At 61.9% G+C, this 22,090-nt stretch carries 20 protein-coding genes and 3 pseudogenes; 12 read left to right on the plus strand and 11 right to left on the minus strand.

The annotated features are described in order from the left end of the window. Positions 1 to 25: 25 nt before the first annotated feature. Entirely contained in the window at positions 26 to 481 is a 456-nt protein-coding gene (locus AC10V3_RS37530) for a hypothetical protein (RefSeq protein WP_349605005.1), read from the plus strand. A 223-nt stretch (positions 482 to 704) separates the two neighbouring features. Here the strand turns inward: AC10V3_RS37530 and AC10V3_RS37535 are convergent, their stop codons facing one another. Both AC10V3_RS37535 and AC10V3_RS37540 read right to left on the minus strand, forming a co-directional pair. Then, positions 705 to 887: a hypothetical protein gene (locus AC10V3_RS37535; RefSeq protein ID WP_349604941.1), complete on the minus strand. Its 183-nt coding sequence runs from the start codon at positions 885 to 887 to the stop codon at positions 705 to 707. 132 nt (positions 888 to 1,019) lie between these two features. Further along, entirely contained in the window at positions 1,020 to 1,352 is a 333-nt protein-coding gene (locus tag AC10V3_RS37540) for an ElaB/YgaM/YqjD family protein (RefSeq protein ID WP_349604939.1), read from the minus strand. 848 nt (positions 1,353 to 2,200) lie between these two features. On the opposite strand from AC10V3_RS37540, the gene AC10V3_RS37545 reads away from it, so the two are divergent. Together AC10V3_RS37545 and AC10V3_RS37550 are read left to right on the plus strand one after the other, a co-directional pair. After that, positions 2,201 to 2,638 carry a universal stress protein gene (locus AC10V3_RS37545; protein ID WP_349604938.1) on the plus strand — a complete coding sequence of 146 codons (438 nt, stop codon included), beginning with the start codon at positions 2,201 to 2,203 and terminating at the stop codon, positions 2,636 to 2,638. A 90-nt stretch (positions 2,639 to 2,728) separates the two neighbouring features. Next, positions 2,729 to 2,893 (plus strand): annotated as a pseudogene (locus tag AC10V3_RS37550) (ISL3 family transposase); the annotation flags it as partial. Between the two features lie 188 nt (positions 2,894 to 3,081). Here the strand turns inward: AC10V3_RS37550 and AC10V3_RS37555 are convergent. After that, positions 3,082 to 3,348, minus strand: a pseudogene (locus tag AC10V3_RS37555) (YncE family protein); the annotation flags it as partial. A 211-nt stretch (positions 3,349 to 3,559) separates the two neighbouring features. Between AC10V3_RS37555 and AC10V3_RS37560 the strand changes: the two are divergent. The 4 genes from AC10V3_RS37560 to AC10V3_RS37575 all read left to right on the plus strand — a co-directional run bounded on the left by AC10V3_RS37560 (position 3,560) and on the right by AC10V3_RS37575 (position 7,919). Then, a protein-coding gene (locus AC10V3_RS37560) for an IS5 family transposase (RefSeq protein ID WP_374063797.1) occupies positions 3,560 to 4,310 on the plus strand; the annotation gives its coding sequence in 2 pieces (ribosomal slippage) (positions 3,560 to 3,888 and positions 3,887 to 4,310; 753 coding nt in all). 149 nt (positions 4,311 to 4,459) lie between these two features. Continuing rightward, positions 4,460 to 6,196: an IS1634 family transposase gene (locus tag AC10V3_RS37565; protein ID WP_022540517.1), complete on the plus strand. Its 1,737-nt coding sequence runs from the start codon at positions 4,460 to 4,462 to the stop codon at positions 6,194 to 6,196. 369 nt (positions 6,197 to 6,565) lie between these two features. Then, positions 6,566 to 7,063: a YceI family protein gene (locus AC10V3_RS37570; protein ID WP_490924654.1), complete on the plus strand. Its 498-nt coding sequence runs from the start codon at positions 6,566 to 6,568 to the stop codon at positions 7,061 to 7,063. A 343-nt stretch (positions 7,064 to 7,406) separates the two neighbouring features. Then, positions 7,407 to 7,919, plus strand: coding sequence for a hypothetical protein (locus tag AC10V3_RS37575; protein ID WP_349604933.1), 513 nt, complete (start codon positions 7,407 to 7,409; stop codon positions 7,917 to 7,919). 83 nt (positions 7,920 to 8,002) lie between these two features. Here AC10V3_RS37575 and AC10V3_RS37580 read toward each other — a convergent pair whose 3' ends face one another. From AC10V3_RS37580 to AC10V3_RS37590, 3 genes are all read right to left on the minus strand, one after another. Continuing rightward, positions 8,003 to 9,037: an IS630 family transposase gene (locus AC10V3_RS37580; RefSeq protein WP_022535114.1), complete on the minus strand. Its 1,035-nt coding sequence runs from the start codon at positions 9,035 to 9,037 to the stop codon at positions 8,003 to 8,005. Positions 9,038 to 9,239: 202 nt separating this feature from the next. Next, positions 9,240 to 10,349: a Rieske 2Fe-2S domain-containing protein gene (locus AC10V3_RS37585; protein ID WP_374063798.1), complete on the minus strand. Its 1,110-nt coding sequence runs from the start codon at positions 10,347 to 10,349 to the stop codon at positions 9,240 to 9,242. A 531-nt stretch (positions 10,350 to 10,880) separates the two neighbouring features. Further along, the gene (locus AC10V3_RS37590) at positions 10,881 to 12,554 is read right to left on the minus strand and encodes an arylsulfatase (protein ID WP_349608167.1); all 1,674 of its coding nucleotides are present in this window, start codon (positions 12,552 to 12,554) and stop codon (positions 10,881 to 10,883) included. A gap of 196 nt (positions 12,555 to 12,750) precedes the next feature. On the opposite strand from AC10V3_RS37590, the pseudogene AC10V3_RS37595 reads away from it, so the two are divergent. Beyond that, positions 12,751 to 12,867, plus strand: a pseudogene (locus tag AC10V3_RS37595) (haloacid dehalogenase-like hydrolase); the annotation flags it as partial. A gap of 93 nt (positions 12,868 to 12,960) precedes the next feature. Here AC10V3_RS37595 and AC10V3_RS37600 read toward each other — a convergent pair. Then, complete coding sequence (locus AC10V3_RS37600; RefSeq protein ID WP_374063799.1) at positions 12,961 to 13,140, minus strand: DUF3717 domain-containing protein; 180 nt, start codon at positions 13,138 to 13,140, stop codon at positions 12,961 to 12,963. A 70-nt stretch (positions 13,141 to 13,210) separates the two neighbouring features. On the opposite strand from AC10V3_RS37600, the gene AC10V3_RS37605 reads away from it, so the two are divergent. The 3 genes from AC10V3_RS37605 to AC10V3_RS37615 all read left to right on the plus strand — a co-directional run bounded on the left by AC10V3_RS37605 (position 13,211) and on the right by AC10V3_RS37615 (position 14,682). Next, entirely contained in the window at positions 13,211 to 13,387 is a 177-nt protein-coding gene (locus AC10V3_RS37605) for a hypothetical protein (RefSeq protein ID WP_200872568.1), read from the plus strand. 256 nt (positions 13,388 to 13,643) lie between these two features. Next, positions 13,644 to 14,168: an IS630 family transposase gene (locus AC10V3_RS37610; protein ID WP_490924390.1), complete on the plus strand. Its 525-nt coding sequence runs from the start codon at positions 13,644 to 13,646 to the stop codon at positions 14,166 to 14,168. Positions 14,169 to 14,178: 10 nt separating this feature from the next. Then, positions 14,179 to 14,682, plus strand: coding sequence for an IS630 family transposase (locus tag AC10V3_RS37615; protein ID WP_490924655.1), 504 nt, complete (start codon positions 14,179 to 14,181; stop codon positions 14,680 to 14,682). A 152-nt stretch (positions 14,683 to 14,834) separates the two neighbouring features. On the opposite strand, the gene AC10V3_RS37620 is transcribed toward AC10V3_RS37615, so the two are convergent. The 4 genes from AC10V3_RS37620 to AC10V3_RS37635 form a co-directional block, all read right to left on the minus strand. Continuing rightward, entirely contained in the window at positions 14,835 to 15,368 is a 534-nt protein-coding gene (locus AC10V3_RS37620; RefSeq protein WP_349608256.1) for a hypothetical protein, read from the minus strand. A 339-nt stretch (positions 15,369 to 15,707) separates the two neighbouring features. Beyond that, positions 15,708 to 16,502, minus strand: coding sequence for an alpha/beta fold hydrolase (locus AC10V3_RS37625; RefSeq protein WP_349608258.1), 795 nt, complete (start codon positions 16,500 to 16,502; stop codon positions 15,708 to 15,710). A gap of 288 nt (positions 16,503 to 16,790) precedes the next feature. After that, entirely contained in the window at positions 16,791 to 18,374 is a 1,584-nt protein-coding gene (locus AC10V3_RS37630) for an MFS transporter (protein ID WP_349608298.1), read from the minus strand. Positions 18,375 to 18,795: 421 nt separating this feature from the next. Further along, the gene (locus AC10V3_RS37635) at positions 18,796 to 20,460 is read right to left on the minus strand and encodes an ABC-F family ATP-binding cassette domain-containing protein (RefSeq protein ID WP_349608260.1); all 1,665 of its coding nucleotides are present in this window, start codon (positions 20,458 to 20,460) and stop codon (positions 18,796 to 18,798) included. A gap of 450 nt (positions 20,461 to 20,910) precedes the next feature. Between AC10V3_RS37635 and mdh the strand changes: the two genes are divergently transcribed. Next, positions 20,911 to 22,083 (plus strand): iron-dependent methanol dehydrogenase, encoded by a 1,173-nt coding sequence (mdh, locus tag AC10V3_RS37640; protein WP_349608262.1) that lies wholly within the window; start codon positions 20,911 to 20,913, stop codon positions 22,081 to 22,083. Positions 22,084 to 22,090: the final 7 nt, after the last annotated feature.

Here is a 22,090-nt window from a genome sequence, read left to right on the forward strand (position 1 = left end):
GGACTTTGAGATCAGGGTGAAAATGATGGGCAAGGCTTTGGCGGCCGCGGCGGCCGTGTTCGCAGGCCTCAGCTTTGGCGTGGCGGCGTCGGCCGAGGAATTGGTGTCGGCGCCCTGCCAGCAAGTGGTCGGACAGGCCGAGATTGGCGGCGTGCTGCAGGAGATCTCGGGTGTGGCCTGCTTGCAGCCGGGCGGGACCTGGCAGTTGGTCGACGGAGCGAGCGGGGCGGTCACCTATGCGGCCCCGGCCTACTACTACGATCCCTGGTACTGGGCCCCAGTCGGCGTCGGCTTTGGCGGCAGTGTGATCTTTGTCGACCGCTTCCATCATTTCCACCACATGCACCATGTGTTCTTCCGCAGGCCGGGGGTGATCGTTCGCGGTGGTTTCCACAACGGTTTCCATGGGGGCTTCCATAGGGGTTTTCACAATGGGGGGCGCGCGCGTGGTGGCTTTCATGGGGGCGGCATGCACCACTGAGGAGCGCGGAAATCGCATCTGAAAACATTGCAACGCGCCGCTGTCCCCTTGACTTGCGCGCCTCCGGGTAGCAACCCTGCTGGCATTCTGGCACCAGATCAAGGACCCTGCCCGACGGAGAAATCCATGTGTCGGTGGCCGCCAACGCAACGTGAACACCGTGATGAAGGTGAACTGGCGGACGAAAGAACGCGCAGCGCCAGGGCGACGCGATGCTGGAACACTATCCGGACCACAGCGGAAATGTTCTACGTGCCGGTGCTTTGGTCGCCGGTATTTCACTCACGAAAAGTACGACAGGCGAATCGGCGGTTCCGGCGGTTCCGGCGGCGGCACGGATACGCGACTCCTCAGCGTCCATTTGTGCCGCCAATGTCGCCAACTCCTCCTTTGTCAGCTCTTCCATGGCTGGCCTCTTGAATGACATCCTTGGGATCGCACGCTGGCAGACCGTCCATTTGCCGGCATAGCAAATACCACGTGGCTCATGCACGACTACCACGTGTCATTGCCATGCCGGCGCCGCAGTCACAAATGCCTAACGGTGGCTGCCAGCCAGCGCGACGATAGCGCCTGTGGTTGCCGCGATGGCGGCCACGGTACCAATGCTTTGCCACGGATGCTCATGGACGTAGCGATCGGTCGTTGTCGCCCACTCGGAGACTCTGGCGCGGCTCTCTTCACGCAGCGCAACGAGGCGGTCCTGCAGCGCGCGCTGCCGGGCTTTGAGTGCGTGGCGCTCAAGGCTGGTCCCTACGCCGGTTTCGGCTTTGACTTCATGAAGAAGCGCCTGCACGTCGGCCATCAGCGTATCGACGTCGCGGGCCAATGCGTCCTTGTGCATGGAGAAATCGGATCGGATGTCGTTCATCTTGCCCTCCTGTTAGCGAAATCATCGCGGTGCGTCGCACAGCACGACTGGCACTGTGTCAAATATAGGCTTGGGTTGACCGCCCGGCATAACAAGCAGCAAGCCACTACGCAGCGGCCCGGAACGGGGGCAGAGGACGGTGGAACAAATACGACGGAAGTATCGTCACGTCTATGCCGCGAAAGCCTGGAGGATCCCACGCTATCGGCTGCTTGGCAGGGGGATTTTAACGCCTGCCCGGCTGCCCTCACGGCGAGTGCGGGGTATAGGGCGGCGCCCCAGCAGGTGAACTACGTGGGTGCATGGGGCTCTGCCAGCCGCGGCGCAGGTGCCAGAGGATCATAGATTGGTAGCTCCCCGTCACATAGCAGCTGCCCTTCGGAAAGCACTCTTGTAACCGCCAGGCACGCAGCACGATGCTTTGAAGGCGCGCGATCTCCCTTAACAACGCATGCACCTCCGGCCGTACGATCCCTCGTATCACAAACGGCGTAGCGAGGAATGGCTACAAGATGGCGGCCGTCTACCCCAGGCTTTTTGTCCACTGGCACGTCATCCGGCGTAACGGTTTGGATAACAGGAGCCGTCTGAGGCGCGAGTCTCACATAAGGTTCTGCAAGAAAACTCCCCGGGCTACTCACCATTCGCAGATATCTGAAGCTTCACATATATGCGAATCCCGGCCGACCCTCTGCCCTTGGGCGGTGAACCTGAAGCCGGTGGAGGAGCAGACCTGGGCTCGTGAATATGCGAAGCTTCACATAATTGCTTGCCAATCCCGGCCATCCTTGATGGTCGCTTCCATCAGCTTAAGGTGGAAGACGTGGACGCTTACTGAGGAGACAACGATGTTCCAACATATCTTGGTGCCAACCGATGGGTCGGCGCTCTCGGAAGACGCGGCCCGTATGGCGGTGCGACTCGCCAAAGTGTTTCATGGCAAGCTCACCGGATTGCATGTTCTGCCGGAGTATCGTGTTTTCACCCACCGGATCGACATGCTGGAAGATGCAACAGAGCGCTACGCGCAGCTTGCCGAGCAGCATGCGGAGCATTACCTGGGCGTAATTGCGCGAGCGGCCAGGGATGCGTCCGTGGCATACGAGACGATTTGCGTCACGGGCGATCACCCCTATGAGGTGATCATCCGGACTGTCGAGGAACGCAACTGCGACCTGATCGTCATGGCATCGCACGGCCAAGCCGGCGTGCGTGGCCTCCTGATCGGCAGTGAAACCCAGAAAGTCCTGACGCACTGCAAGATCCCAGTGCTGGTGTTCCGTTAGTTCGCAGCGGGCTGTGCACGACATCGGGTCATCAGCATTTCTGGCGAGCATGACGCCATAGCGAGATGGGGCCGCTGTGCCGGTTCGCCCCGGCGGCTAAAGCCTTACCTACTGGCCATTCTGGCCCACACCCGCTGGCCCTTGGGCACCAATCTGGTCGAAGGCATCGACATGATCAAGGTGATCAAGCTTACGGCCTGCGGCTTCCGTGATGACCACTACTTCTTCCTCAAGATCCGGGCGGCCTTCCCCGGAAATCGGTCATGTCGCACCAATGACCTTGCGTTTTGCCGGCGGCAAGGATCTCCTTGGCGCCATGGTGGCGGTCAACCAGCGCCGCGTCGATGAACCCATTCACAGGCGATGGAGAGATGCCATTGCTGGACGTACTTGCGGGGCCGATCACTGAGTACGTCAGCCCTGACCCGCGGAATTCAGCGGAGTCAGCGCATATTTCCCGTGTGGCCTAACGAATAGCGACCGGGTTGCGGCCAGAAGGTAAGGCCGTGCGGTTCCATGCCGACTGGAATGGCTTTGACGAAACCGGTCGTCGTATCGATTGCATAGACGACATCGTCAAATCGCCCCGACAGCCACAGCATCTTGCCATCTGCACTCACGTTGCCCATGTCGGGGCTGCCGCCACCTGGGATCGGCCAGTTCGTTATGACCTTGCGTGTGGCAAAGTCAATCACCGACACACTGCCTTTACGGGCTGGCCCGTGGCAGCCCGATAATTATTAAACCTATTTACGGGATGTTGTACTAGTTCGCGCCATGGCCCGAATCCGGTGCCAAAACTTACCGGCAACTTGCCTCGGCCCCGACTAGGGTGTGTTGACGTTAGGCAAGGCCGAGGCACGAAGGGGTGTTAACTTCGATCGAAATCTGTTTACATCCTGTCTTTTGGGCGAGGCAGGGATGGCAAGAAGGCTGTTGCGAGACGACCAGTACGAGCGCATCGCGCTGCTGCTACCCGGTAAGGCCGGGGATCGGGGACGAACCGCCGCCGACAATCGGGAGTTCGTGGAGGCCGTACTGTGGATTGCCCGTACCGGCAGCCCGTGGCGAGACCTGCCGGAAGAATTTGGCAACTGGAACAGTGTGTACCAGCGATTCGCTCGGTGGTCGCGTGCCGAGGTATGGCATAAAGTATTTGCAACGCTGGCAGGTGACGCGGATTTCGAGGAAGTCTTCATCGACAGCACCATTGTGCGCGCCCATCAGCATGCCGCTGGCGCGCCCAAAAAAAGGTGACCAGGCGCTCGGGCGATCGCGCGGTGGCCTGAGCACGAAGATTCATGCACTGGTTGACGGACTGGGCATGTTGGCGAGATTTCGCTTGACCGGCGGACAGGCGGGCGACAGCCCCGAGGCGTTGCCTTTGCTGGGCAGTTTGTGCCCGGGCAGTGTTGCCGCCGACAAGGCCTACGATACCGATGCGCTCATCGAGCATCTGCACAAGTTCGATGTCCAGGCTGTCATCCCGAGTCGGGCGAACCGGCTTGTACAACGTCCATTGGAAAAGCATCTCTATCGGTCCCGCAATCTGGTCGAGCGCTTCTTCGCCCGCATCAAACAGTTTCGACGCATCGCCACGCGATACGACAAGCTCTCCGAGCGCTTTGCTTCCTTCGTTGCCCTGGCCTCCGCGCTCATCTGGCTCGTCTAAACCGAAGTTCCATGCCGACGCCGCGGCTGCGGCGTCGCGAAGCCCTTTTCCTGATTGAGGAATCGGCTCATCGGGGGGCGTTCGATGCCCTCATTTTGTAGTCACTAAAAGTTCTTGACATTGGCGGGTTTTCTCCTATTCTGCTGGCTATGCCAGCACGAAACGGAACCGCTCACGTCGTTACGACGACCCGCAAGTACAAGGACCAGATCTATCGCACCCACCTGTTGCGGCGCAGTTACCGCGAGGACGGCGTGGTCAAGAACGAGACGCTGGGCAACCTGTCCCACTTGCCCGAGGCACTGATCGAGATCATCCGCCGCTCACTCAAGGGCGAGACCTTCGTGCCGCTGGGCGAGGCGTTCGAGGTGACACGCTCGCGCGCTCACGGCCACGTGCAGGCGGTGGCCACGGCCATGCAGCGTCTGGGCTTTGCCTCGCTGATCGCCTCCAAGCCTTCGCGCGAGCGCGACCTGGTGCTGGCGATGGTGGCCGCGCGCATCGCGGCGCCGCACACGAAGCTGGCCACCACGCGCTGGTGGCACACCAGCACCCTGGCGGAGGACTTCGGCGTGACCGAGGCCAACGAGAACGACCTGTACGCGGCAATGGACTGGCTGCTCGCGCGCCAGGGCACAATCCAGAAGAAGCTCGCCGCGCGCCACTTGAGCGCCGGTGGCCTGGTGCTGTATGACCTGAGCTCCAGCTACTTCGAGGGCAGCACCTGCCCGCTGGCCAAGCTTGGCTACAGCCGCGATGGCAAGAAGGGGCTGCTACAGGTCAACTACGGCTTGCTCACCGATGCGCGCGGCTGCCCAGTGGCGGTGTCGGTGCATGAGGGCAACGTGGCCGACAGCCAGACCTTCATGCCCGAGGTGCGGCGCCTGCAAGAGGAATTTGGTCTCTCCCGATTGGTCATGGTGGGCGATCGCGGCATGATCTCCAGCAAGGCCATCGACCAGATGCGCGAAGGCGGTGACCTGGGCTGGATCACCGCGCTCAAGAGCGCCTCGATCCGCCCGCTGCTCGAGCAAGGGCAACTGCAGCTTGGCCTGTTCGACGAGCGCAATCTGCTGGAGCTGAGTTCACCGGACTATCCGGGCGAGCGGCTGGTGGCGTGCCGCAATCCGGAACTGGCCAGGCTACGTGCCCACAAGCGAGAAGAGTTGCTGGCGGCCACCGAGGCGTGCCTGCAGCCGATCGTTGCCCGCGTGCAGGCGGGCAAGCTTGCCGGGCGCGATCAGATCGGCCTGCGCGTGGGCAAGGTGATCGACAAGTACAAGGTGGCCAAGCACTTTGCGCTGAGTATCGACGACGCGGCCTTCACGTTCAGCCGCAACAGCGAGGGCATCGCCCGCGAGGCGGCGCTCGACGGCCTCTACATCATCCGCACTTCGGTGAGTGCGGCGCAGATGGACTCGGCCGAGTGCGTGCGCAACTACAAGGCGCTGGCCAACGTGGAGCGCGCGTTCCGTTCGCTAAAAACGGTGGACCTGAAGGTGCGGCCAATCCATCACCGCACGGCCGATCGGGTGCGTGCGCATATCCTGCTGTGCATGCTGGCCTACTACGTCGAATGGCACATGCGTGAGGCTTGGCGCGAACTGATGTTCGCCGACCCGGATCAGGCCGCCAAGGCCACGCGTGATCCGGTGGCGCCTGCCGTGCGCTCTGCGGCAGCGCTGGCCAAGGCGGCGCGCCACACACTTGACGACGGCACGCCCGTGCACAGCTTCTCGAGCTTGATGGCCGAACTCGCCACGATCGTGCGTAACACCTGCCGCACACCCAGCGCTGGCGCTGAAGTGCCGACGTTCGAACACGTCACCACGGCAAACGCGAAACAGAAGCAGGCTCTGGAATTGCTTCAGCAAATCCGCGTGTAGACAGAAATCGGAACCCGGGAATTACGCCAAGTGCCTGTCGCACAAGGGGAAACTCGCCCAGGGGGTTGGGGAACTTCGGTCTAAATGTCAACACACCCTAGGGTTTTTGTGGAGGGAGGGCGGATAGCGTAGCAAGCAACCCTTCGGCATCTGGGCGGCGGGCAATGGAATAAATCCTGGCCGCCAGGCGTTTACTCAAACGGACCATCGTTTTTCTGCCGATGAGGGGTCGTGCGCGATTCGCCACGCCGGTTCCTGGCCACTCGCGGACACGCGATTGCCAAACTTGTGCTCGCCACTTTCGCATCGCTAGCGGGTGCCGTCTGCCAGGCCCAGCTAGCCGAGGCGGACGGGTGGCTAGATCGGTACGTGCTGGAGCCACAACGCTCGAGCGTCACGTTCGACGTCGACGCCTTTTCGGACTCGCATATCAAGATGCGCTTTCACCGTATGCATGCCCAGCTTGAAGGGACGCAGGCCGGGCTTGACTCGGGCCGCGTGACGGTGACGATCGATGCCTCAAGCGTTGAGGCGCACCCGCGCTTTCTGTCCTTGATCATCCGGGGCGGCGGCATGCTCGATGTGGCCCGCTATCCGGAGATCCGCTTTGTCAGTACCCGCTTTGTACGGACCGGGGAAGGCAGTGGGTGGCTTTTCGGCAATCTTACGATTCACGGTACTACGCGCCCGGTCAGCCTTCTCGTGACCCCCGGCGGCGCCATCGGAAGTCCGAGGCGCGACGGCACGCTTGCCTTCTCCGCGGCCGGGGAAGTCAGCCGCCGGGAGTTTGGGCTGTCAGCATGGTTCCCCACTGTGGGCGATGCCGTGCACGTGAATATCCAGGTGGAGTTCGTGCATGGACCTTGAAGCGCCGGGCAATACCAGGGGTTTGTTCACCAATGCAACACAGGAGAACATCATGTCGACCCGAATTGTTGCGGCGTTGCTTGCCGCGTTCCTTCTTGCGGCTTGCGGTGGAGGCGAGGACGATTCCGGCACCACTGCCGGATCGGGGGCGGGCATGACGGGCGGCGCCTCGTCGGGAAGCGCTCCCGGATTCCAGCCTACGCCAGGCACCGGGGGCGGCGGTGTCAGGCGCCGGCGGGGCAGGGGCAGGGGCAGGGGCAGGGTCCGGAATGTAGCCGGTGGATCATGCCTGGATCGAATGCCAGCCGACAGAAACTGCGCCTTTCGGCATTGGAGGATGGTCATGCAATATCGTTTCGCCATGTGGCTGGCTACCGGCAGCGCGGTTGCGCTGGCTGCCTGTGCGTCCCTGCAACCGCTCCAGACAGCACTGAAAATGACCGGCAGTCCGGCAAGCTCCGTGCGTGAGACCTTTGGCGCGCCCACGGAGGCCTATCAGCTTGCCGACGGCACCAGCCGCTGGATCTATTCGCACCGGCCCCTGGGGTATGAGGTCTACGCCGCAGATTTTGACGCGAACGGAAAGCTGGTCAGCTTCCGCCAGATGTTGACCGAGAAGGAGATCTACGAGGCAAAGCCGGGGGTCTGGACCAAGCGCGGCGTGGCCGAGCGCTTCGGCCTGCCGCGCGAGCCTGTCCAGTACTACGCGCTCATGAAGCGCGAGGCTTGGTCGTACCGGCTCTATGCGAGTGGCTATCAGCCGGCTCACCTCAGTGCCTACTTTGATGACCGGGGGGTACTGGATCGCACGATGATCATCGTTGATCCGCGTGGAGGCGACCGGCGGCGCAAGTAAGGCTGCAACCTGGTGATGCCCCCGGCTTTCGACGTCGGCCAGCGATGGCCGGAGATCGGTGGCCTCGCCGGGAGGCGCCTTACTCAGCAGTCCCAAATATATGCGACAGATGGGGCATCAAAGAATGATCGAATGAGGGTGCGCTTTTTCTGCAGCCCACGCAGTTGTTGCTCGACGCGAATCTCCAGCTTCTCGCCGGTGCGCAGCGGATTGCGCGCCACGCCGGTGCGCTTGAGGTGACTCCATACCAGCTCGTCCGGATTGAGGTCCGGCGCGTAACCCGGCAGGAAGTGCAACGTTAATCTGCCGCCAGTGGATTCGACGTACTCGCGCACACTTGCCTTCTTATGGGCTGGCAAGCCGTCAATGACAAGATGCACCGGCTTGCGCCTGCCCCTCATCATCTTCCTGAGCAATTCGATGAACAGCTCCGCGGTGAGCGCGCCCTTGTACGTCGCGAACCAGAAGCCGCCCCGGGCGTTGACCGCCGAGGCTGCCGAGATCGATTGGCGCTGGCCGGGGCGCTCGATCACCGGACTCTGCCCTTTGAGCGCCCAAGTCTTGCCGTGCACCGTGTCGGCTCGAAACCCGGATTCATCCCAGAAGTAGATTTCCGCCCCACTACGTCGGGCCCTTGCTGCAAGGTCAGGATAGGTCTCACGCTGCCAGCGCTCAATCGCCTGCGGATCTCGCTGATAGGCGCGCTGCAGTGGTTTTTGTGGCGTCAGGCCCAAACGGGCCAGCAACCTCCCCACTGCGGTCAGACCCATGCGCACACCAAACTTTTGCTTAATCAAGGTGGCCACGATTTGCCGCGTCCACAGCCCGAAGTCCAATCCGAATTGCCGCGGGTCCCTGCCGTTAATCCAGCGTAGAACCTGGGCCTGCTGGTGCGCTGTGAGCTTGGGCGGTCGACCGGTGGCAGGCCGCGCTGCCAGTGCCCGCTCCCCATTGCCGCGCCCGCTGGCAGCCTTGAGCCATCGGTAGATCGAGGTGCGATTCATTCCCAGGGACTTCACTACCTCCGACGGCTTCTCGCCTTCCTTCACCCGGCGCAACGCCAGCAGCCGAAATTCTTCCTGCGTCGCGCGATCCAGTTGGCGGCCATCTCGTTTCATGGCTCATGAGACTACCGTCGATCCCATTCGTTCAATTTTTGTCGCCTTATTTTGGGACTGGTCAGTAATTTGCATGCGTGGGCATTCACGGAGATCCATTAGCTGGTGTCGACTTCTCGGCCGTTGCGAGTACCGGCAGGTGAACGGCCGCTTCCAAAGTACAACCGCCATCTCGACACCCTAGTCCCCGTTGGCCTCGCCGTCAGGCCGTGTCGCCCACCTCGCGGATCGGGATCATGGCGCGGCCGCCGCAGTTGCGCAGCACGTCTCGCAATTCGATGATGACCGGAAATACCTCGTGGTTCCAGTCGGCCCCCTGCTTGTCGTGGGCCTCTTGCTCGCGCTCGACGATCCAGCGGTCCTCCTTGAAGATGCGTTCTGTGAACCAGACCAGCAGCGGCCATGCCAGGTCCAGTGCAAACGGAATGCCGGGCTTGCGGATGGAGAGCAGGCCAAACGTCCGGTTGGTGCGCTGCGCCGCATCAAGCGGCACGTAGACGATCCACAGGTCCATCACTAATGTGCCGTCGCCCGAGCGGATCTGGAGGGTCTGGTACGGATATCCGGTGCGCACCGTCATCACGTCCTTGCCGTCCCGGTCGCCGTTCTTCTTGCTGGCGCCAAACACCAGCGCCTCACCCACAGGCTGCTTGCCTTCCATGCGCGCGAACGTGTAGTCCACTTCCACCCAGTCCTCGCCGCGACGGCGGCCCAGCGAGCGCGCACGCATCTGCCCCATCTGCCGCCGGTGTAGGAACTGGTGGTTCATGTCCATCAGGTTCTCGTGCATGAAGGAGTAGTGGCACTTGACCTCGCGGCCAAAGCGACGCGTCTTGTACGCCTTGTCCGCCACCGATGGCAGAGCGGGCAGCAGCCGCTCCTTGGCGAGCGCCACATCGCCAGGAAAGACAAAGATCAGGCCGTGCACCTCGCGGCAGGGATAGGCACGCACGCCGTTGGGCAGGCGCTCACGCCCGAGGTATGGCACATCGACGCAGCGGCCGGTGCAGTCATAAGTCCAGCCGTGATAGCCGCAGCGGATGGACTCGCCTTCCACCACGCCCGCGTGCAGCGGCACCTGCCGGTGTGCGCAACGATCTTCCAGTGCGAATATCGTACCGGACTCGGTACGAACCAGCACGATCGGATCGCCGGCAAAATGCACCCCGAGGGCTTTGCCCCGCTTGACCTCATTCGACCAGGCCAGCGGAAACCAGTGATCGGGATGGATGGGCACACGGCGCAGGTCGCGCACGGGCGCGTTAGCGTGCGGGTCGATGGCACTGCTATCCGGCAAAGGCATTGCATGCATAGACGCCTCCTCGCATAACGGGAGTTTCTACCGTCGCCACAAGCCGACCAACTAGCGAACGGGGGATCTGGCGCAGTTTACGCGAAGTCTGCCGAACTCACCGAATTCCGTTCTTTCTATGGTGTGCTTGGAAGGCTGAAGGTCATGGCCACCTTCGGCCAATCGACCCCGCATCCTATTAGGGCTGGTATGGCCGACACCGTGACGGGGTATTGAGGCGGCGAGCGTCCGGTGCCTGGTACGGAGCCGACGCTCAACTGTCCGCGCTATGGCGCCGGGCAACGGCCGAAACTGGCCGGCAAGCGCCTGATCGACCCCGAGATCCGCTACGACTGCGCCAGCCGGCAGGAGCCGACCCTTATGGGGCGTACAGCAGGTTGCGGCGGGATGGCCGAATCGCACCGAAAAGCGGACGTATGAGAGCCCCCCATAATACCGCTCATCGGCAATGAACGATCATTGGATCTCACGTACCGTGCCAGGCGATGAACGTCGGATTGCCAGCGTGAATCAGCGGAGGCCATCTGCAATTTAATTGCTGCCCTTATTAGGCGTCGACATTTTTTTCATTGCTTCGTCGATCGCTTTCTTCATGCTGAGCGTGTCCGCACCCTGGCGTGGTGGATATTCTTGCATCGACTTCAAGTGAGCATCCAGGAACGGCACGGCTGCCGTCGGTGCCCAGAGCTTCTGTCCGACAAAGCGTCGGCCCGCATAGCCCCATTCGTGCGATTCCGGATCCATCTTCTCCAGCGGGTCCATCAGCAGGTTGAAAATGTACGGCACGCTTGGGTAGTACTTCGTGTTGAACCAGCTTCCATCCTTCTTGACACCGATATGCATCTTCCAGCCGTCAACCCGAATGGCCATTAGATCCGTCTCGTCGTAGTAGATGAACTCGCGTCGTGCCGATTTGTCGGTCTTGCCCATCCAGTAGTCGAGATTGTTATAGCCATCCAGATGCGCCTTGTACCGTGTGCCACCCATCCGATACCCCTTCAGCATGTCGTCCTTCAGCGTGGGCAGACCTGCTGCCGCGGCCAGCGATACGAACAAGTCCTCGTGATTCTGGACCCCGTTGAGATCTGAGCCTGATGGAATCTTGCCGGGCCAGCGAATCAAGCAGGGCACCCGCACGCCGCCTTCCCAAGTAGTGCCTTTCTCCCCTCGGAACGGGGCGTAGCCACCGTCCGGCCACATCATCAGTTCATTGCCGTTATCAGTGGTGTAGATGACAATCGTGTTCTCAGCCACGCCCATTTCACGCAGTTTGTTGAGGATGTGCCCGACTTGCTCGTCATGCTCGATCATTCTGGCGCGCACCACGTCCTGCTCTGCACGCCCCTCGGCAACGGCCTTCTGCACATACTGATGCTGCGGGTGCGACCAAATGTGAATCGCCGTAGAATTGAACCAGAGAAAGAACGGCTTGTTGTCCTTGCCGACCCGGTCCATCCAGTTGAGCGTGTGTTGGAGGACCTCGGCGTCGAAGGTTTCCATGCGCTTGCGCGTGAGCGGTCCGGTATTCTCAATCCGCTGTTTGCCGACGCGGCCGAACTTTGGATCGGTGGTCGAATCGTCCTGGGTGGTCGCCCAAGCGTGAAGTACGCCACGCGGCCCGAACTTCTTTAGATACTCCGGGTTGCGTTGCCCCGGATAATCAAGCTCCTCCGGTTCTTCTTCCGCGTTCAGGTGATACAGGTTTCCAAACCACTCATCGAACCCGTGCACGGTAGGCAGGAACTCGTTGCGGTCGCCAAGATGGTTCTTGCCGAACTGACCGGTCGCATAACCTTGAGTCTTCAGCACTTCGGCCAGCGTGGGGTCTTCCTTCTGGATGCCGCGTGAAGAGCCCGGAATGCCGATCGTCGTCATGCCGGTGCGCACCGGCATTTGGCCGGTGATGAACGCTGCGCGCCCGGCGGTGCAACTGGGCTGGCCATAGTGATCAGTAAAGAGCGCGCCGTCACGCGCCAGGCTGTCGATATTGGGAGTCCGGCCCATCATGCCGTGCGCGTAAGCCCCCACGTTCCACATGCCAATATCGTCGCCGAAGATGACAACAATGTTTGGCTTCGTGGCAGGCGTCTGGGCAAAGGCGAGAGCCGGGATCAGCGTCAGAGTCAGCGCAATGAGAATGCATGTGGAGGCGTAGCGCCATGCCGAGCGGAGCAGCGCCAGTATGCTGCGAATATCACTTTTCATGGCTTTCTCCCTTGTGCGTTTGGCCGTTGGCGCCGAAACATCACGTGCGATACTGGCTCTTGGCTATTGATTGGCATTCCAGTTGTCGATCTCCAGCCAATTTAGGATCTACTAGGCGCATGCCAGTTTGAAGTGAATCTTTTGGATTGGCGTATGAAAGGAATTGGCCGCTGGCGGGAAAAGTGCGGACCGGACTCGTGCCAAGGTTGGGAAGCTCGACGCAGCACTAAATGCTGCGAAGGCGCGAGGCTGGACCGTTATCAGCATGAAGCAAGACTGGCAGCAAATCTATCCAGCGCAGGGCCGTAAGTAATGCGCGGGAGAGCTAGATTCTCGAAATACTCGGCGAGGACTTCTGCCCGAGCCGGACGATGAAAGACTCATTTCGCATTGCTCAAACCGTTGCTTAGTAAGGCATTGCCTCTCGTTTGGCGGCTACGCGGTCGCCCGTTGACGGGGTCGGCTGCCGGTTGCGCCACGCGTTGATCGCGTCCTCGATTGCCTTGATGGAGAGGTTTGCCGCGCCTGTCTGGCATGTTGCGGTCATGGGCCCCTCACTGGTGAGCGCCCCGAGATCAGCGCCCATGGGCTGCTAGCGACGGGCGGCATAAGCGCCGTGCCGTTTCGGACTAGAATCCTCTGAGGAGGTGTCAGTCATGTCAGCTATCAAGCGCATCGATCCGGGCCATTCCGCCTATCAGGCCGCGCCGCACAGGACGACCCGCTACCCTGCGGAGCACGTCACGTTGACGGCTGGCTCCAGGAAGAGGCTGCGCCCCTGTGTGCCGCATCGAAAGGTCGGGCGCGGCAAGGTCGGCGTCGGCGGCAAGTAGGCACCTGCAACCCTTGTATGGCGTCGGGCTTTAGAAGGTGGCTTGACGTGAATTGGCTGTCCGGCGCGAGGGCGGATGAAACGCGGTCGTTCCTCCAGCTCTACCCTGCCGACTTGATGTCCGCCGAAGCGTATTCGCTGCCTCCGCGCAAGCCAGCGCACTCGATCGGCATTGACGGGCAGCCGTGCTTCTAAACATGACGACATAAGTATTGCAGCATGTATGATTGCGTGGTTACTCTAATGGAGAGGCAGCCATGCGCAGACTCGAGATTGCAGACGCACAGATAATGCAGTTGGCGATTCGACAGGAGATCGAGCGAAGCGAGGAGTCGCGGTATGACCACCGCCTGCACGGGGTGCTACTGGTCAGCAGCGGTTACTCGTGCACTGAAGTGGGCCAGATGTTCGGTCAAGCAGCCACGACAGTTCAGCGATGGGTCCGACGTTTCGAGCGGGGCGGTTTCGACGGATTGCGGGAAGGTGAACGGCCCGGTCGCCCGCGTGCGTTGAATGACTCGCAATGGCGTCGCATCGAGGCGGATCTGCGCAAGACACCACGCGACTTCGGATTTGAAGCGGGCCTGTGGGATGGGCCCGTTCTATCGGAGCACTTGCGTCAGCGCTATGGCATCAAGCTGGGCGTGCGGCAGTGCCAGAGGCTGTTTCGCCAGATGGGTTTCCGGCTGCGCAAGCCGCGCCCGCAGGTTGCCCAGTCTGATCCCGTTCGCGTGGCGACGGTAAAAAAAACTGCGGCGACTGGCAAAGCGCGACGACATTGAGTTATGGAGCCTGGACGAATGCCATTTCCAGCAACACGGATCGCGCTGTCGCATGTGGGTGGCCCCGGAGATCCGCGATCCGGTGTTGATGCATGCGCCGACGCGAAAGTCGGTGGCATGTTTTGGCGCCGTCAGTCTGAGCACGGGTCGCTTCGTCTGGCAGGTATGCCCTGTCTTCAACGCAGAAACGTTTGCATCCTTTCTTCGCCAACTACTGCGCCATCGACGTCGCGGCAAGCGCATCGTCGTGGTCCTGGACAACGCAAAGTACCACCATGCCGTCCTGCTCAAACCGTTGCTGCACAAATACAAGCGGCACATGACGTTGTTGTTCCTGCCACCATACAGCCCGCAACTGGCGCCTATCGAACGGGTATGGAAACTGACACGCCGCCTGGGGTTACATAACCGGTACTTCGCCACCCTCGTAGAAGTTCTCTCGGCAGTCGACGCCTGCTTCCAGCAATGGAAGAGACCAAACGAGGTACTACGACGGCTATGCTGCATTATTTAAGACGCTGTGTTTAGTGTCTTGAATCGTCGACCATCTACCCCTCGATGTCGAACGGCCGCTTCTGGCCGACTTCGGCCTTCAGCCCTTCCTGGCGAACCATTCACCCAGCTTGTTCAGCGTAGCCTTAACGGCTAGCGCCTCCGGACCTCTCTCTAAATCCATTTGTCCTTGGCCGTCACCTGCGCTGAGACTTCGACCGTCTTGTTGGCAACGCGATCTGTGACGGTGGCAACAAATACATACCTTCCCGCGGGGTCGTCGTGGTTGAATTCTAAGGTCACGCCGGAATCCCCGAGCTCCGTGATTCCGGGCTTCGGTGCCGCTCGACGAGAGACCGGTGTCGTACCAAAGTCGTCGCTCGAGCCGTTTGGTGAGATCAGGAGGTATTTCACGTCCACATTACATCGCCCATCTTTACCAGGCTTACATCCAGCGAACAGGAGTATGGTGCTCACCGACTCCCCCTGTTGTACGATCTTCGTGGTAGGGAGGATCGGCGTGCCCGGGCGGTTCCACGTGTCCCGAAACGTCTTGGCATCGCCTGTCAACACAAGTTGTACGCCAAAATCGCCTGAGGACTTGCGATCGTCACTATCCGGCACCGGGCGTCCATTACCATCTATCCATCCCGCCATAGCCGGAAACGAACACATGAGAACGGCGGCCAACAGGAGTCTTCTCTTCATGGCAGTTGGTCCTGGGTCAAAAGACGGCCGCAGCCTGGGAGCCAAGGCAATATTGGGTAAAGCGCCGGATTAGCCACCCCTCCGAGGCGGTGGTTTTGTGGCGCAGCGCACCTAAATGCTGGAAAGAGGCCCCAACAATTGGGCCGGAAATTGGGAACTTCGCCGGCCTGTGGGGTGGATGAGGGGCTCAAAGCGACCCGTCACGGTCATTCGCGCGCCCATCTGCGAACGACCGGAGTTCGGCGGAACCGGCCGGTCGCAGGTCGCGGCCAGATAACGGCCAGCTCGCGCCGGCTCTCTGATGGGAGGCGCCCGCCTTCCGTTAGAGAGACGGGCTGATCATCGTTCGTGCTTGGCGATGAAGGCTTCAACAGCGTCGTGCAGTAGTACGGGCTTCTCCAGGAAGATGAGGTGCCCACCGTCAAGGGTGGCAAACTCGGCTCCCGGAATCCGCTCTGCAAGCTCCGCAGAGAAGTACGGCGGGGAGCAGAAGTCGCGCTCGCCCACCAGCACCAGCGTCGGTGTCGTGATCGACTGAAGATCATCGAAGGCGTTGTGCCCTACGATCATGTCGATCCGGGCAAAGCCGATCTCCGGTTCGAATGTGCCAGCCGATGAAGTGTTCACCCATGCCTGCACCTGCTCCGGGTGCTCGCGAATGAATTTCGGATCGAAGAGGAATAGTGCGTTTGCCTCGGTGGAGGCGCGCAGCCCGGAATCAGTCAGCATGCGTCGCCGCATGGCGAACTGACGACGGTAGAACGCGTCCGAGCGCGCAATCGAAGAGGCAATGGTCGCGCTGCGCAATAGTTCGCGATGATTGATCGCCAGCAACTGCGCGATGGCGCCCCCGGTCGAGGAGCCGACCACGTGGACCGGCCCGCATCCGACCGCCTCGATGACCCGCGCCATGTCCCGCGCGTGTTGCGTAATTGTCATGTCGCGTGCGGTGCGCTCGGACTCGCCGGTGCCGCGGTGATCAGGTACGATCACTTGGTGATGCTCGGCGAATAGATCGATCTGTGGGCCCCAGGATGCGCCCACTCCTGCAAGCCCCGCCAGAAGAAGCACGGGCGAACCTTGGCCCTTGACCTCGTAGTGGATCGAAACACCGTCGGACGTTACGTATGGCACTTTGCTTCTCCGGGTTCAGAGCGAGGCGAAGGAGAGGTCGGGCGCGTCGACGATCGCGCCGTCGAGATTGATATTAACGGTGCCAGGCGTACGTGACGAGCGCTAGCGCTGGTGCGGAAGCTGTATCCGGGGAGGCACCTCAGGGCTATAACGTAGTCGCTAGGGCCCGCATTGACCGGTGATCGGCCATTCAAGCGCTGCGCCATGAGCGGCTGAGGCTGGCCGACTTCGGCTAGTTGAGGGGAGGGCGCCGATAGGCAACGGACGCGTCCAGCGACACGAGGCATATCACCTGCGGGGTTGGATGGTCGCCACCGCGAGACCCGCTCCGACGAACGCGCACACAGCGGACACCAGCGCAACGGCGCGCAGCGCGTCGGTGATAGCTTCGGCTTCCGCCTGCGCCACGGGTGTCTGAGTCGGCAAATGGGCGTCGCCCGCTGCCGCCCCGGCTTGCGCGCCCGGCTCCAGCAACTGCCCGGTCCGGCGTGCGTCCCTAGGAACGTCCAGTTCATCGAGCCGCGCCGAAAGCGCCGCTTGGTGCGACCACACGAACACGATGCCGAGCACCGCAATCGCCAGCAGGCTCGCCACACGTGCAACCGCATTGTTGATGCCGGATGCAACGCCTGCGTGGTCGCCCGGTACCGAGCCCATCACAATCGTCGTGAGTGGCGCAACGGTGATCGTCATGCCAAGCCCGAGCACGGTGAGCGCAGGGAAAAATCCGGCCCAATAGCTGCCGCGCACAAACGGAAACGCCAGCATCACGAACCCGATTCCGGCGACGCCCGGGCCAGCACTCAACAGGATCCGCGAACCGAAGCGGCTCGTCAGGCCGCCGGTGAAGCGCGACAGCAAGCCGATGATGACCGGCACCGGTAGCACCGCCGCACCCGCTTCGGTTGCGGTGTAGGCATGTGCGCGGATCAGCGTGAACGGCAGGAAGAACAGTGCGCCGCTCAGACCGAAGTAGAGCAGCAGTGTGACGAGGTTGGCGCCGGTGAAATCGCGCGAGCGGAACACGTCGAGCGGCATCATGGGGTGACGGCTGTTCGCTTCGATCATCACGAATGCGACCAGCACGAACGCGCCGGCGCCGATCGCGCACAGTACAAGCGGATCTGCGAAACCGCGCGAAGACGCCTCGGTCAGACCATAGGTGAGGGCAGCGAGCCCCGCTGCGACGCTAAGCGCGCCGGGCCAGTCCAACCGTTGAGGCGCATCGAGCTTGTGGCTGTTCGGCACCGACGAAATCGCGAGCGCGACCGTCACCGCTGCAAGCGGGACGTTGAGGAAGAATATCGCGCGCCAGGACAACACGTCGACGAGCCAGCCGCCCGCCACCGGCGCCGCCGCGGACGTGATCGCCCCGACGGCCGCCCAAGTGCCGATTGCCCGTCCGCGCGCTTCGCCTTCGTACACGGCGCCGATGATCGCGAGACTACTGGGTATGAAGAGTGCTGCACCAATGCCCTGCACTGCGCGCGCGGCGATCAGCGAATTCGCGTCCGGCGCGAACCCGCAAGCGGCCGACGCCAGCGTGAAGACCCCGATGCCCGCAATGAACACCGTGCGGCGGCCGAGCTTGTCGCCCATCGATCCGCCCACCAGCACGAGGGACCCGAGAAAGAGCAGGTAGGCGTTAACGATCCACTGCATTGCCGCGACGCTCGCGCCGAGTTCGCTCTGAATGGCGGGTAGCGCGACATTGACGACGGAGCCGTCGATGAACGCCATGCTTGAGCCGAGGATCGTCGCGGCGAGTGCTAGACGCTTGCGCTGGCACGGGCGGTCGACCGCGGTGGGCTGGGTGCGGATGACGAGTTCGTCGCACGGGCTTGCTTGTGCAGCGACGACGTGCGCGGTCATTTGGTCGCTATCGAGAAGATCCGGGTTGGCCAAGCTCGCTCCCGTGCCGGTCGGTGGTGACTAGCAGCATAGTAACGGGAGCGCGGGACCGCAGATACGGTTGGTCGGGTGCGTGCGAGCGCGATGCGCTACTTATTCCGCGGAAGCGAGGCGAGCGAGCCGTCGGTCGCGGCGCCCATCAGTTGCGCGATCCGCTTCATCTAGCTCTAGCGCATGGAATCAGGCGTGATCGCTGCCATCGATCTGCACCAGTCCGCCCCGGACATGTTGTTCGACGCCGGCTTCCGGGTGTTCGGGAAGCTGCACCCACCCAAAATGCCTCAGCCGCGCAACCGGTGGGAATGTATGTTATCCGGCACACGAAGGCTGGCGAAATGTGTAAAGCTCACGCCTGGTTCTCACCGTTTCAGGCGATGACCTTCTACTCTGCTGCAGGCTGCTCGCGCATGCGACGGGCTTCGTCGCGCAGGAACTGCTGGTAATCGTCCAGATCGCCGTCGAAGGGCTCGACGCCGCCCTTGGTGACCAGCCAGAACTCGTCACATACGGCGCGCAGCAGGGCCCGGTCGTGACTGACCAGCATCACTGTGCCGTCGAATTCGTTGAGCGCCATGCCTAGCGCTTCGCGTGTGGCCAGGTCGAGGTGGTTGGTAGGCTCGTCGAGCAGCAGCAGGTTGGGGCGCTGCCACACGATCATGCACAACACGAGCCGCGCTTTTTCGCCGCCGCTCATCGTGCTAACCGCCTGATGGACCATGTCGCCACTGAAGTTGAAGGTGCCGAGGAAGGTGCGAAGGGATTGTTCGGTTCCACTCTGGCCGGGGGCGCGCATGTGAGCCGGCGTGTCCTTGGCAAGGCGGATCATGTGTTCCATCGGCGTATCGAGCGGGCGCAGCACGTCGAGTTCCTGCTGTGCGAAGTAGCCGATATTCAGGCCTTTGCCTTCGCTGATTTCGCCGGCAATCGGCGCCAGCGCGTGCGCCACCGTCTTCACCAGCGTGGACTTGCCTTGGCCGTTGGCACCGAGAATGCCGATGCGCTGCCCGGCTAGCACGGAACGGTTGATGCCCCGCACGATGACCGTGGGCGGCGTGCCCGGCAGTGCGCCGGTCGGCGCCGGGTAGCCGAAGCTCGCGTCCAGCATCGACAACAGCGGGTTCGGGACGTTGAGCGGCTCCTTGAACTCGAAGTTGAACTCTGCGTCGGCAAGTACCGGTGCGATCTTCTCCATGCGTTCGAGCGCCTTGACCCGGCTCTGCGCCTGCTTCGCCTTCGAGGCCTTGGCCTTGAAACGGTCGATGAATTTCTGCAGGTGGGCGATCTTGTCCGCCTGCTTGGCCATCGCGGCCTGCTGCAATACGAGCTGCTCAGCGCGCATGTCTTCGAACTTGCTGTAGTTGCCGCCATAACGCACGAGCTTGGCGTTGTCGACGTGCATCGTCACCTGCGTCACCGCGTCGAGGAATTCGCGGTCGTGGCTGATCACTACCAGGGTTCCTTGATAGCGCTTGAGCCAGGCTTCCAGCCAGACCAGCGCGTCGAGGTCGAGGTGATTGGTCGGCTCGTCGAGCAGCAGAAGGTCGGACGGGCACATGAGCGCGCGCGCCAGTTGCAGTCGCATGCGCCAGCCGCCGGAGAAACTGTTGACTGGCTGGCTAAGCTGCGCAGCACTGAAGCCAAGGCCCAGGATCAGCGCTTGGGCACGTGCGGGGGCATCGTGCGCACCAGCGTCGTGCAGGGCCATGTAAGCGTGCGCCATGCGCATGCCGTCGTCGCTGGCCTCGGCGGCGGCTACTTCGGCCTGCGCGGCCAACAGCACGGTGTCACCCTCGACTACGAAGTCGGTCGCGCTCTGCTCGGTCTCCGGCATCTCCTGCGCGACCTGGCCCATCTTCCATGCAGCGGGAATCGAGAACTCGCCGCTGTCTTCGTGCAGCGTGCCGTTGAGAAGGCCGAAGAAGGACGACTTGCCGGCGCCATTGCGGCCGACAAGACCAATCTTTTCGCCGGGGTTGAAGGTGACGGATGCGCGGTCGAGTACGACATTGACGCCGCGACGCAGCGTGACATTACGGACGGAAATCATAGGGAGCTATTTCGGAGAGGATTGGCATGATAGCCGACCGGACGTGCAGGGCTGTCTCTTTTCTGGCCGCACGCGTGAAGAGCCGCTTGCGCTTTGCGGCGCCCACCGGCCACAAAGCAAGGCAGCCCCTGGGCGCACCGGGCGTTCCGGCTGCGGGGCCAGCGAACATAGCGGTGAATGACGGCTCCTGGCCGGCGCGGCCGTCTCTGACCAACCCCTCACGGTCATTCGCACACTGCTCTGCGAACGACAGAAGTTCGGCCGATCCAGCCGTTTGTCGGATACGCCCAGTCGCTCCAAAACTGAACACATCGATTCAAATTACAACACTCCACGAGGTGCATCTGATGGACAGCGTCTGAAAAAGACGTCGCCAGACACGGGTACGGTTCATGCGTCAAGGCTTGCGAGGACAGGAGACCTCATATTCATTACAACCTTGGAGACGACATGACCCACCTGAACATCGCTAATCGCGTCGACAGCTTCTTCATTCCCTGCGTGAGCCTCTTCGGTCCGGGCTGCGCGCGCGAAACGGGCGCTCGCGCCAAATCACTCGGGGCCAGGAAGGCTCTCATCGTCACGGATGCCGGCTTGTACAAGATGGGGCTCTCCGAGGTCGTCGCGGGGCACATTCGCGAAGCCGGGCTCCAGGCCGTCATCTTTCCGGGTGCCGAGCCCAATCCCACCGACGTTAATGTTCACGACGGCGTAAGGTTGTTCGAGCGGGAAGAATGCGACTTCATCGTTTCGCTCGGCGGCGGCTCATCGCACGACTGCGCGAAAGGCATCGGCCTCGTTACCGCCGGAGGCGGACATATCCGCGACTACGAAGGCATCGACAAATCAACGGTGCCAATGACGCCGCTGATTTCGATCAACACGACCGCTGGCACTGCTGCGGAAATGACACGCTTTTGCATCATCACCAATTCGAGCAATCACGTGAAGATGGCAATCGTCGACTGGCGTTGCACGCCGTTGATCGCCATCGACGATCCGAGCCTGATGGTCGCGATGCCGCCCGCCTTGACGGCGGCGACCGGCATGGACGCGTTGACTCACGCCATCGAGGCATACGTTTCCACCGCCGCCACGCCAATTACCGATGCCTGTGCGGAAAAGGCGATCGCTCTGATCGCCGAATGGCTGCCCAAAGCTGTCGCGAACGGGGACTCGATGGAGGCACGCGCGGCCATGTGCTACGCCCAATACCTTGCCGGCATGGCCTTCAACAACGCATCACTCGGTTACGTGCACGCGATGGCCCATCAACTCGGCGGCTTCTACAATTTGCCCCACGGCGTGTGCAACGCGATCCTGCTGCCGCACGTGTCGGAATTCAACCTCATTGCCGCGCCGGAGCGTTACGCGAGAATCGCCGAACTGCTAGGCGAGAAAATTGGGGGCTTGAGCACGCATGACGCCGCCAACGCTGCCGTCTCGGCGATCCGGACCCTTTCCGCGTCGATTGGCATTCCGGCGGGTCTGGCGGGCCTGGGCGTCAAGACGGACGACCATGAAGTGATGGCAAGCAATGCGCAAAAGGATGCTTGCATGCTGACGAATCCGCGCAAGGCCACGCTGGCGCAAGTCATGGCAATCTTTGCTGCGGCGATGTAATGCGTAT

The organism is Cupriavidus sp. PB-02 (assembly GCF_058252315.1).